This window comes from Pseudomonas sp. FBCC-B1565 (assembly GCF_059133265.1).
Map to the genome: position 1 here is coordinate 3,947,347 of NZ_CP101438.1, position 11,851 is coordinate 3,959,197.

9 protein-coding genes are annotated in these 11,851 nt (G+C 56.4%); 3 read left to right on the top strand and 6 right to left on the bottom strand.

The features are described 5' to 3' along the window. Positions 1–3 precede the first annotated feature (3 nt). Together NL123_RS18435 and NL123_RS18440 are read right to left on the bottom strand one after the other, a co-directional pair. Positions 4–771: a HesA/MoeB/ThiF family protein gene (locus tag NL123_RS18435; protein WP_310863832.1), complete on the bottom strand. Its 768-nt coding sequence runs from the start codon at positions 769–771 to the stop codon at positions 4–6. Positions 772–886: 115 nt separating this feature from the next. Further along, the gene (locus NL123_RS18440; RefSeq protein ID WP_156790784.1) at positions 887–1,063 is read right to left on the bottom strand and encodes a hypothetical protein; all 177 of its coding nucleotides are present in this window, start codon (positions 1,061–1,063) and stop codon (positions 887–889) included. 528 nt (positions 1,064–1,591) lie between these two features. Here NL123_RS18440 and NL123_RS18445 point away from each other — a divergent pair. Next, the gene (locus NL123_RS18445) at positions 1,592–3,655 is read left to right on the top strand and encodes a peptidase domain-containing ABC transporter (RefSeq protein ID WP_494356013.1); all 2,064 of its coding nucleotides are present in this window, start codon (positions 1,592–1,594) and stop codon (positions 3,653–3,655) included. Here NL123_RS18445 and NL123_RS18450 read toward each other — a convergent pair. After that, a protein-coding gene (locus tag NL123_RS18450) for an IS3 family transposase (protein ID WP_494355999.1) occupies positions 3,569–5,121 on the bottom strand; the annotation gives its coding sequence in 2 pieces (ribosomal slippage) (positions 3,569–4,659 and positions 4,659–5,121; 1,554 coding nt in all). The genes NL123_RS18445 and NL123_RS18450 overlap by 87 nt on opposite strands. 573 nt (positions 5,122–5,694) lie before the next feature. Then, positions 5,695–6,165, bottom strand: a complete 471-nt coding sequence (locus NL123_RS18455) for an Lrp/AsnC family transcriptional regulator (RefSeq protein ID WP_248487954.1) — start codon at positions 6,163–6,165, stop codon at positions 5,695–5,697. Positions 6,166–6,288: 123 nt separating this feature from the next. On the opposite strand from NL123_RS18455, the gene NL123_RS18460 reads away from it, so the two are divergent. Beyond that, on the top strand, positions 6,289–7,524 hold the full coding sequence (locus tag NL123_RS18460) for a methionine gamma-lyase (protein WP_494356014.1): 1,236 nt from the start codon (positions 6,289–6,291) through the stop codon (positions 7,522–7,524). Between the two features lie 155 nt (positions 7,525–7,679). After that, a complete protein-coding gene (locus NL123_RS18465; RefSeq protein WP_494356015.1) occupies positions 7,680–8,351 on the top strand; it encodes a response regulator transcription factor in 672 nt (223 codons plus the stop codon). 131 nt (positions 8,352–8,482) lie between these two features. On the opposite strand, the gene NL123_RS18470 is transcribed toward NL123_RS18465, so the two are convergent. Both NL123_RS18470 and macA read right to left on the bottom strand, forming a co-directional pair. Next, positions 8,483–10,441, bottom strand: a complete 1,959-nt coding sequence (locus NL123_RS18470) for a MacB family efflux pump subunit (RefSeq protein WP_494356016.1) — start codon at positions 10,439–10,441, stop codon at positions 8,483–8,485. Between the two features lie 3 nt (positions 10,442–10,444). Then, the gene (macA, locus tag NL123_RS18475) at positions 10,445–11,596 is read right to left on the bottom strand and encodes a macrolide transporter subunit MacA (RefSeq protein WP_494356017.1); all 1,152 of its coding nucleotides are present in this window, start codon (positions 11,594–11,596) and stop codon (positions 10,445–10,447) included. Positions 11,597–11,851: the final 255 nt, after the last annotated feature.

The window sequence follows — 11,851 nt, forward strand, 5'->3', positions numbered from 1 at the left end:
GATCTACCTCTCTTCTGTATACACGGAACAGTATTCACATTCGCGCTTTTTAGCCACCTCATCGACACTAAACACGCCACTCAACAAAAGTGACGAAAACGTCAGCCGCTTATTAAAATACATCTTTTCCTCATAACCCAAAAACCATTTGAACACTTCTGCTGCGCCCAGCGTCCCCGCCACTGATGTAGACAATACATTCACAGGAACAGGTCCTGTATGTTCAACACGAGAATGATCCCGAGGAAACAAACAAGCAAAACAAGCGCTATTTCTTGAAGGCAGCATTGAGAACACATAGCCGTAAGAAAACTGGGCAGACGCATGGACCATAGGCTTGTTTCTTCGAAGGCAATATTCATTAACCGCATTTCGCCCATCAGGGGATTCACCCCCTTCAACAATAAAATCGTATGATTGGAGCAGCCTATCAATATTAGATCTGGAGACTTTTTCCTCAATCAACTCGATCGTTATATCCGGATTCAGGTTCGTCAGCGTTTTATGAGCCGCCATCCCCTTAGGTAACCCGACATCATTGGTTCGATAAAGAACTTGTCGGTTCAGGTTCGACAATTCTACTTTATCAAACTCAATTATCCCGATCCTGCCTATTCCACCCGCCACCAGCGCCATGAGCAAGGTTGACTTAACGCCACCCGCACCAATCACTGCAACCGACGCAGCCTTCAATTTCCGCTGCCCCTCCTGCCCCCATTCAGGCATATTTTCCTGTCGATTATATCGATCATCCTTAAAATCAAACTGCATAAAATCCTGCCCTGCCTGCACGATAAAAAACTCATATTGACTCGTCCCCAAGCCCCAGGAAACTCGGGGGCGAGTCAGTCCTTAATGATTCACCATTAATTAAAGATCAGCCAAATCAACCATCGCACGCACGAAAACTTCTAGCATTGCATGCACCACCACTCACCTGTTCTATTTCATGCTGAAAAAGCTCAAGAACAGGATACTCTTCAAAAGCAGACTCCAACGTTTCCGACTCCAATTCAGACTTTCCAATGAGGCCTTCAGGCAGGCCACGCAAATAGATCTTCATATCTACATCCTCACTCTGTTAATTTTCAGAATTGTTTGGCGCCAACGGATTGACTATAAGAATTGCGATTGATTAGAGTCAACACAGACATTATGAATTTTTTATTTAAGGCAGATCTATGAAAAGCCAAAGCAAAATGACTACAGAAAACACCTACAAAAAAAGACCACCTATATTCAGAGCGAAAGCACTTAAACATTTAACGCCTCGCCTGCAAGGAGACTTCCTACAAATACAAACCTCTGGACCGACTCGCCTTGCGATAGTATTTACTTGCTTTTCAAGCCTCACATTAATTGCTGTAGGATTTTTTTACATAACCTACTGGAAAAGAGAGCACACGTACCAACCCTTACCCGCACAACCAATAATCGGAAAGGATACTCAACACGCACCGTGTGTTTCACCGTTCTCAAACAAACATGACACGTGAGCACTGATATGACCTGGTTAAGACGTTTCAATAGACGCTCACTTCCAGTTTTACTCCAATCTGAAGCCGCAGAGTGTGGTCTGGCATGCCTAGCAATGGTGACAACCTACTGGGGAAAAACCACTGACTTACTTGCATTGCGCCTGCGATTCAGTGTCTCGCTGAAAGGTTCGACCCTCAAGAGTCTGATATCCATTGCTCAGCACATCGGCTTTCAGTCACGACCTCTGCGCGTGGAGCTGGTACAGCTATCTCGCTTGAGGCTTCCCTGTATTTTGCATTGGGATATGAATCATTTCGTCGTCTTGAAAGAGGTCTCAACCAAGCGTGTGGTGATTCACGATCCCGTCTGTGGCGTGAGGCGGATGTCTATGGCTCAGGTATCCGAGCACTACACCGGGGTGGTGCTGGAGCTTTTACCTGGAGAATTATTCACCCCCTCAAATGACGGTAATCGAACGCCACTGAGGTCCATGCTTGGCAAAGTTGAGGGACTGCATTCAGGCATCGGCAAACTGCTGTTGATAGGCCTGGTTTTACAAGCCATAGCGTTGACCGCTCCGTTTTACGTGCAATGGGTGGTGGACGACGTACTCGCCGCAGGTGATCGGCAGTTAATGACAGTTCTCGGCATGGGATTCTTACTGCTCATTTTGCTTCAGGCGAGCCTGACATTTTTTCGCTCGTGGATGACGGCGGCGCTTTCCACTCACGTGAATTACCAGTGGCTGGGTAATGCATTTTCGCATCTGCTACGGCTTCCCATGACCTGGTTCGAAAAACGTCACTTGGGTGATATAGCTTCTCGGTTCAACGCTCTACAAGTCATCCAGAGAACCGTCACTACGCAACTGATCGAGGGCATCATCGACGGATTCCTCGTCATCACTACACTTGTCTTCATGACCTTCTACAGCCTAGGGCTCACCGCCATATGTCTATTGGCAGTGGGTTTCTACACGATTCTGCGCTGGTACGCATTCAGCAGACAGAGCGAGGCTACTGCAGTCCACATTTCGCACACAGCCAAACAACACACTTTGTTTATCGAGACTGCCAGAGGCATACAGAGCATTCGCCTGTTCGGATGCGAAGAGCAACGGCGCCTGGCATGGGTTAACGGACTGGCGGATCAACTCAACGCCGAATTACGCGTTTCGAGACTTTCAATTTCGTTCCAATCAGCCCACACATGGATCTTCAACAGTGAGAGGGTTGTTGTAATTTGGCTAGCTGCGCTTGCCGTCATGGATGGCAAGCTATCGGTGGGAATGCTCTTCGCATTCCTCAGTTACAAAGACCAGTTCAGTCAGCGCATTGCGGCACTGATCGACAAGCTATTCGAGTTGAAGATGTTGCGACTTCACGGCGAACGTGTAGCGGATATCCTCCTAACCGCCCCTGAAAAAGATGCGCAGACCTTGGATGCGGATATTGAGTGTTTGCCTGCAACGGTTGAACTACGTCATGTGTCGTTCAGGTACGCAGAAGAGGAGGCTGACGTCATAAATGATGTCAGCCTGAAAATTTCGGCAGGTGAATGCCTTGCGATTACTGGGAGCTCAGGATGCGGTAAGACGACATTGATGAAACTGATGCTGGGACTCTTGAAACCCACCTCAGGGGACATACTGGTAGGCGGGGTTCCACTCGAACAGCTAGGTTTGAAAAACTATCGCCAGATGACTGCTACGGTTATGCAAGATGATCAACTGTTTACTGGATCACTCGCAGACAACATCAGCTTTTTCGACGCCCAACCTGACCATGAAGCAATCGTTAACAGTGCAAAACAAGCCGCCATCCATGACGAAATCATGAGCATGCCTATGAGTTACAACACGCTTGTAGGGGATATTGGTTCAGGACTCTCAGGGGGACAAAAGCAGAGAGTCCTGCTAGCACGAGCTTTTTACCGGTCACCCAAATTATTGGTGCTGGATGAAGCGACCAGCCACCTCGATGTGTGGAATGAAAAGCTCGTCAATGCGGCCATCAAAGATGTGTCAATGACACGCGTACTCGTGGCACATACGGCGTTTTTCAAGGTAGTTGTCGTGTCTCCCGTCTTGCTAGGCGACCTTCACCACAACTGTCAGCTCCCTTTCGGGATTGAGGTACACCGTCCCGATAGGGTCCCAGTTGCGTGTCTCGCCTGACCACCTTTCAGGCCTTTTTTCTCTCGCTTGCCCATAAATTGCCGCCCTCCGGGCCAAGATTTCCCGGTCTTTTCCCTCGTGGCGCTGGGCGGGTGTCACGAAGCGGATTCGGCTATGACGATGCTCGGTGTTGTACCAAGCCATAAAATTCCTGACCCAGATACGCGCGTCATCCAGGCTGCCAAATCCATCCTGCGGCCACTGCGGGCAGTACTTCAGCGTTCTAAACAGCGACTCCGAGTAAGGATTATCGTTGCTTACCCGGGGTCTTCCTCTCGATGGCGTGATACCCAGGTCGTACATCTTGGTCAGTAACGTCACCGATTTCATCGGTGCGCCATTGTCCGAGTGAAGCACCAGCGGCTGACGCCAGCACTTCTCTGTAGTGACACTTCGTTGCAGTAGGACAGCGGCTTTTTCACCGTTTTCTGCTTCGTAAACTTCCCAGCCCACAGCCTTTCGGCTGTAGATATCTTCGATCAAATAGAGGTAGTAAAACTTCCCACGAACTGGCGACGGCAGGTACGTGATATCCCAAGACCACACCTGATTGGCGGCTGTCGCCGCGTAGGTGGTGGGTGCTTCATGGCGATGCGGGCGTTTGGCGCGGGAACGATGATGCTGCTGATCTGCCGCACGCAGCACTCGGTAAAAGGTTGCCTCCGATGCCATGTAACGTCCCTCGTCAGCGAGCCGTGGCACGATCTGGCTCGGTGGCAGATGTGCGTAGGCCTTGCTGTTGCACAAGGCCAGGATGGCTTGGCGCTCAACATCAGTCAGAGCATTATTCGGCACTGGCCTCACCGTCGTGGTGCGCCCATCTGCCAACAACGCTTCGGGCAGGATCCAGCGTTGTAGCGTGCGTAGCGAAATACCGACTTCTAGACACGCAGGCGCCCTGCGGGCGCCCGCAGTGATGGCTTCGGTGAGCCAGTCGACGAGAAGATGCCGTTCTGGCAACAAGGTCAATTGTCCTCGTCGTCGTTCCCCCAGTAGGCATTGAGCTTTTTTCGCAGCACCAGCAATGCGACTGTTTCAGCCAGCGCTGCATCCTTTCGGCGCAGCTCACGCTCCAGCTCCCGAATCCGGTTCTTATCCTCCTTGGTCTCACCAGCGATTCCTTTTTTCAGCGCTGAGTGATTAGTGCTGTTGGCAATGAAAGCTTTGCGCCAGCCGTCAATTTGCTCAGGGAAAATACCGTTGCGACGGCAATACTCACTCAGCTCCAGCTCCGACAAAGCTGATGATTCGATGACTGCCATGAGCTTGGATTCGGCAGACCAACTTTCAGGCGACTGCTTGTTTTCGGACAACTGAGAACCTCTGGCAGCGGCTTGCTTACGCCAATAATGAAGAGACATGTCGCTACAACCTTCACGGCGCGCGACCTCCGACGCTGACAGGCTCAGGGGCGGAAGCATCATTTTCAACAGCGCAGCTTTGCGTTCTTCTGAATAGAAAGGCATGACCTTACTCTTGCCGCCCCCGGAATACTTTTAAAAAGCGGAGGACACGACAACTACCCTGACACCGGGGGCCAGAGCCAGAGCCAGAGCCAGAGCAAACCACCCTTCAACTGATACATGAAGATCAAACTGTGGGAGGGGGCTTGCCCCCGATGGCGGTGTGTCAGCCAACTCATCAGTGACTGACCCACTGCCATCGGGGGCAAGCCCCCTCCCACACTTTGACCGAGTACCGGCCATTCAATCCGGTCGGCTCTAAGGCCGCCGCGCTCTTGCTTTTGATCTGGGGCGCCCCGTCAAACACGCTGGCCGAACGCAGGCTTGAATCCGTGGGTAACCCGGCAGGACGCCGGGTTAGCCGTCCTGGGCCAGGGATGGCCCATGACGGCGGCCCACGGATTCAAGCCGGAGTGAGGGCACACCGAGCCTAGGCGAGGTGCCGAGTGTTGGGGCGAGGACCTTTTGCTTACTTTTGGCTGGGCCGGCATTCCGGTCCTTCCAAAAGTGAGCCGCCGTAAGGGCGGAACCCTAAGTAGCCGTTACCGAAGAAACGGATATGTACACACCACCCAATCACCCCGGCACCGGAATCACCCGCAACCCCCTCACCGACTTATAGGAAAAACTCGAATAAATCTCCTTGACGCAAGGCAACGTCTGCAACACCTCCCGCGCAAACTCCCCAAACGACTCCAGATCCCTCGCCACCACTTCCAACAAAAAATCATACCGCCCCGACACGTTATGACACGCCACAATCTCGGGAATCTCCAACAGACGCTGCTCGAATGCCCGGGCAATGTCCTGGGTGTGACTCTCCATCATGATGCTGACAAACGCCGTCACCCCATATCCCAGCGCCTTGGGCGAGAGAATCGCCTGGTACCCACTGATCACCCCGCTCTCCTCCAGGTTGCGCACCCGGCGCCAACACGGGGAGGTGGTCAGGGAAACGCGGTCGGCCAATTCAGCCACGGTGAGCCGAGCATTACCTTGCAACGCGTTTAAAAGCGCTTTATCGGTGCGATCCAGACTGACAGGCATAACGTGCCTCTATTCGTTATTTTTATGAGGTTTTCATCCCAGGACGCGGGAATTGGCAGCAAATATTGCAAAATTCATCTGTGGTTATGAGCATAGCATTGTAGGAAACAAGGAGCGTGCGACATGAACAATAAACACAATGCATTCGGCTTTTCCACCCGCGCCATCCACCACGGCTACGACCCCAAGGACCACCACGGCGCGCTCGCCCCGCCGATTTACCTGTCTGCCACCTTTGCCTTCCCCACCGCCGAATACGGCGCCGCCTGTTTTGCCGGGGAAGCCAGCGGCCACTTCTATACGCGCATTTCCAACCCGACCCTGGCACTGCTGGAGTCACGCATGGCGACCCTGGAAAACGGTGAGGCGGCGGTGGCGTTCAGTTCCGGCATGGGGGCGATTGCCGCAACGTTCTGGACCCTGCTGCGCCCCGGCGACGAGGTGATCGTCAGCCAGACGCTGTACGGTTGCACCTTCGCCCTGCTGCACCACGGCATCGGCGAGTTCGGCATCAAGGTGCGGCATGTCGATCTCACCGACCTGGCGGCCCTGCAAGCCGCACTCAGCCCCGCGACCCGCATGATCTACTGCGAAACCCCGGCCAACCCCAACCTGCAACTGGTGGATATCGCCGCCGTCGCCACCCTCGCCCACCAGCAACCCGACATCACCGTAGTGGTCGACAACACCTACTGCACGCCCTACCTGCAACGCCCCCTGGAACTCGGCGCCGATGTGGTGGTGCATTCGGCGACCAAATACCTGAGCGGCCACGGCGATATCACTGCGGGCATTGCCGTGAGCAGCCAGGCGCTGGCCCAGCGCATTCGTCTGCAAGGCCTCAAGGACCTGACCGGCGCCGTCATGTCGCCCCAGGATGCCTCGCTGCTGATGCGCGGCCTCAAGACCCTGGCCCTGCGCATGGACCGTCATTGCAGCAACGCCCAGGCGGTGGCCGAGGCCTTGCAGGCACACCCCGCCGTGGAGCGCGTGACTTACCCGGGGCTGCGTTCTTTTCCACAATACGAACTGGCGACACGGCAGATGAAAATGCCCGGCGGCATGATCGCCTTCGAACTCAAGGGCGGAATCAAAACCGGCCGGCGCTTCATGAATGCCCTCAAGCTGTTTACCCGTGCCGTCAGCCTGGGCGACGCCGAGTCACTGGCCCAGCACCCGGCAAGCATGACCCACTCCACCTACACCCCGGAGCAACGCGCCCGGCACGGTATCAGCGAAGGGCTGGTGCGGTTGTCGGTGGGCCTTGAGGACGTCGCCGACCTGCTGGCCGATGTGCAGCAGGCACTGGCCAAATGCACGCGCACGCCGCAACACAAGTCCAAACTCGTGAGTGTCTAATCCAATTTTTTTAGATTGGATCCCCTTCCCGCCGCCAGGCTGTACTAGCATAGGTCCCGGCGGGAAGGATTATCACCGCAGGTTATTCGCATTGGCATGCCTCTTAATCCCCGTCGCTATAAGGCCGAATACCTGCACGCCTCATGGACGAATTGATGAACTCACAGCTGTTTCCCCATATTGGCAAGGTCATCGCCAGCACCGGCAGCCGCCATTTTCCGCGCATGCTGCATGACCTGATCCTCACCCAACTGGCCGTGGACGCCACCCATATCAGGCAATTGCAGCTGAGTGCCGAAGGGCAGGTCCGCCGCAAGATCAGCCCGGTCTACACCGACTCGGTAGAAGCCTTGGGCGAAGAGCAACCTGCGGCACAATTGCACCTCACCCGCCGCCGCGACGACGTGCGCTATGTGTTGTCGGTGTATCGCTCACACCAGTCCGAAAATTTCTCGCCGCAGGAGCGCAGCATGCTGCAGGACTTCTCCACCCTGCTGTTGCCCATGGTCGAAAAACACATCGCCGCGATCCAGCCGTGCCGCCTGGACAGCGAACCGGTGACCCCGGAAAACCAGGGCCTCGAAACCCTGCGCCGGCGCATCGAGGAACGCCTGGTGCAATCGGGGCTGACCCTCTCCAACCGTGAGCTCGAAGTGTGCGTCGGCCTGCTGGCCGGGCGCACGGCGCCGGAGTTGGCGGAGCAATTGGCGTTGAAGGTCAACACCATCGAGAGTTACCTGAAACGCGCGGCGATCAAGTTGGGGATCAGCGGGCGGCATTCGTTGTTGCGGTGGATGTATGCCACCGAGGACACGGCTGGTTTTTAAGACGACACCGGTCTGAATGTGGGAGGGGGCTTGCCCCCGATGGCGGTGGGTCAGCAATATAAATTGTGGCTGATACACAGCAATCGGGGGCAAGCCCCCTCCCACATTGGGTTCTCATTGGCAAGCAGGCCTCAATCCCTTGCCAAGGCCTCGATCGGGTCCAGCCGCGCCGCATTCCGCGCCGGCACAAAGCCGAACACGATGCCGATCAATGTCGAACAGGCAAACGCGGTGATGACCGAGCCCAGGGAAAACACCATCTCCCATTCCTTCACAAACAACGAAAACAGAAAGCCCAGGGCATAGGACAGCGAGATCCCGATCAGCCCGCCGATCAAACACACCATCACCGCCTCCACCAGGAACTGCTGGCGAATGTCCGATTGCCGGGCGCCCACCGCCATGCGAATACCGATCTCACGGGTGCGCTCGGTCACCGACACCAGCATGATGTTCATCACCCCGATACCGCCCACTAGCAGCGAAATCACCGCGATCAACGACAGCAACAGTGCCAGGGAGCGGCTGGTTTTCTGCACCGTCTGCATGATGCTGTCGAGGTTGTTGGTGAAGAAATCCTTGGTGCCGTGGCGTTGCAGCATCAGCTTGTTGACGTTGTCTTCGACCACCTTGCTCGGTTGGCCGTCCTTGATGCGCACAGTAATGCTGTCCAGATGACGTTGCCCCAACAAACGCCCCGCCGCCGTTTCATAGGGCACCCACACGTTCAGCGCCTTGCTGGCGGCGAACATGTTTTTGTTGTCGGCCGTCACGCCGATCACCGTGCACGGCAGGTTACCCACCAGGATCACCTGGCCCAACGGGTCGACGTTCGGCCCGAACAGACGATGGCGGGTGTTGTGGTCGATCACCACCACCTGGGCCTGGCGGCGTGCATCGCTTTCGCTGAAGGCGATACCCGCTTCGAGCTTCAGCCCCTTGACCTTGAAATAGCGGTCACTCACGCCATTGACCTGCGCGTCCAGGTCGATATTGCCAAAGCGCAGCAACAGGTTGCGGCCCACCACCGGCGTGGCGCTGTCGACGTAATACAACTGGTTCAACGCGTCGACATCCGAGGGCATCAACGTCTCGATGGCCGAGGCGCGGCTGTCGCCGAAACTGGTGCCGGAAAAGATATCGATGGTGTTGCTGCCGATGGCCTGGATGTCCTTGAGCACATAACGCTTGGCGCCTTCGCCGATGGCCGAGATCGACACCACCGAGGTGATGCCGATGACGATACCGAGCATGGTCAGCAAGGTGCGCATGCGATGGGACACCAGCGCGACCCAGGCCATGTTGAAGGCCTCCTTGAACAACCCCAGGCTCGCCACCAGACGCCGGGCGCCCCTGCGCTTGAGCTCGATGGGGGTTTCGCTGGGCAGCTCCAGGCCGACACTGGCGTTGGCCTTGTCGCTGACAATCTCGCCGTCACTCACCTCGACGATACGCTGGGCATTCGCCGCGACCTTGGGGTCGTGGGTGACGATGATCACTGTGTGCCCGGCCGCATGCAGCTCGGCGAGGATGCGCATCACCTCCTTGCCGCTGTGGGTGTCGAGGGCACCGGTGGGTTCATCGGCGAGGATCACTTCGCCGCCGTTCATCAACGCTCGGGCGATACTCACCCGTTGCTGCTGCCCGCCCGAGAGCTGGCTGGGGCGATGGGTGGTATGGCCCGCAAGACCCAAGCGCGTGAGCAATTCCCGCGCGCGACTGTGCCGCGCGGTTTCCGGTGTGCCTGCGTAAATCGCCGGCATTTCCACGTTGTGCAAGGCACTCAGGTGCGCCAGCAAGTGATAGCGCTGGAAGATAAAGCCGAAGTAGTCACGGCGCAGTTCGGCCAATTGCTCGTCGCCCAATGAGCGGGTTTCGATGCCATTGATCTTGTAGCTGCCGGCCGTGGCGTAATCCAGGCCGCCGAGGATGTTCATCAGGGTCGATTTACCCGAGCCCGAGGCGCCGATGATCGCAACCATTTCCCCGGCATGAATCGTCAGGTCGATGCCCTTGAGCGCAATGAACTCACGCTCGCCGGCCATGAAACTGCGGGTGATGCCCTTGAGTTCCAACAGTGGCTGGGTCATCCGTCAGTTCCCCGCCACAGCAGGGGTTGCGTCGCCGATCACCACTTTGTCACCTTCGGCCAGGCCGTCGAGGATCTGCACCTTGACGTTGTTGTTGATCCCGGTCTTCACATACCGCGACACCGCCTTGCCCTTGGCATCCAGCACCCGCAGCGGGTAGCTGCCGTCGTTGTTGCGCGCACCGAGCGCCGCCACCGGCACCATCAACGCGGCCTGGGCAGTATCGAGCACGATACGCACCTGGGCGGTCATGGCGATACGCAAGCGGTGATCGGGGTTGGGCACGTCGAACAGCGCGTTATAGAACACCGCCGTGTTCTGCTTTGGCGTGCCGGCGGTCTGGGTTTCCAGGAAGTTCTGCGGCGCCGGCTCGGTGCCGCGCAGCTTGGCGTAGTAACGCTTGTCGGCTTCACCGAGGATGGTGAAGTACACCTGCTGGCCGGGGCTGATGTGAATCACATCCGCCTCGGAGACCTGGGCCTTGACGGTCATGGTGTCCAGGTCCGCCAGCTTGAGCAGCACCGGCGCCAGCTGGCTGGCGATCACGGTCTGGCCTTCCTGGGTGACGATGCCCACCACATCGCCGTCGATGGGCGCGACGATGCGGGTGTAGGCCAGGTTGACCTTGGCAGTGTCGATCTGGATGTGGGCGCTTTTGATCTGCGCATCCAGGGACAGCAGGTTGGCCTGTTGCACCTGGAAGTTGGACTCGGCGTCTTCAAAATCCTGGCGTGAAACCGACTCGTCGATCTGCAGGCCTTTGTAGCGCTCGTACACGGACTTGGCCTGCTTGAGCTGGGCCGCCGTGGCGCGGCGTTGGGCCTGGAGGTTTTCTTCGTCGACCTGGGCTTTGCGCAAGGTGTTTTGCAGGACCAGTGGGTCGATTTCGGCGAGCCATTGGCCCTTTTTCACTTTGTCGCCGACCTTGACCTTGAGGGATTTCAATTGGCCGGAGACCTGGGCGCCTACGTCGACCTGTTTGATGCCTTCGAGCAGGCCGGTGGCGAGGACGGCGTTTTCGATGTCACCGCGTTCGGCGGTGGCGGTGAGGTATTGGGGGGCGTCGGCGGGGGCCTGGACCGTGTAGATGATCAGGCCGATGGCGACTGTGATGACTGTGAGCATTCCTAGTTTGCGTAACTTTGACTTTTCCATGGGTGGCCTTTGATCGAGTACATATCCGTTATTTAGGTAACGGCCGCTTATGGTTCCGCCCTTACGGCGGCTCACTTTTGAAAAGCGCAAAAGTAAGCAAAACGCTCTTGCCCAAACACTCGGGCTCGGTGTGCCCGAACGAAGGTCAGCGTGGTTTTACGGGGCGTCTGGGATCAAACGCCAGATCACCAGCAGATCAAAAGCAGGCTGATATCTACCTGATGTATGGAGATAAAACTGTGGGAGGGGGCTTGC

Coding starts and splice junctions, on each gene's coding strand:
- NL123_RS18460 (WP_494356014.1), top strand. CDS start 6,289: ATGAACAATAAACACAATGCATTCGGCTTTTCCACCCGCGCCATCCAC.
- NL123_RS18455 (WP_248487954.1), bottom strand. CDS start 6,165: ATGCCTGTCAGTCTGGATCGCACCGATAAAGCGCTTTTAAACGCGTTG.
- NL123_RS18440 (WP_156790784.1), bottom strand. CDS start 1,063: ATGAAGATCTATTTGCGTGGCCTGCCTGAAGGCCTCATTGGAAAGTCT.
- macA (WP_494356017.1), bottom strand. CDS start 11,596: ATGGAAAAGTCAAAGTTACGCAAACTAGGAATGCTCACAGTCATCACA.
- NL123_RS18465 (WP_494356015.1), top strand. CDS start 7,680: ATGAACTCACAGCTGTTTCCCCATATTGGCAAGGTCATCGCCAGCACC.
- NL123_RS18470 (WP_494356016.1), bottom strand. CDS start 10,441: ATGACCCAGCCACTGTTGGAACTCAAGGGCATCACCCGCAGTTTCATG.
- NL123_RS18445 (WP_494356013.1), top strand. CDS start 1,592: ATGGTGACAACCTACTGGGGAAAAACCACTGACTTACTTGCATTGCGC.
- NL123_RS18435 (WP_310863832.1), bottom strand. CDS start 771: ATGCAGTTTGATTTTAAGGATGATCGATATAATCGACAGGAAAATATG.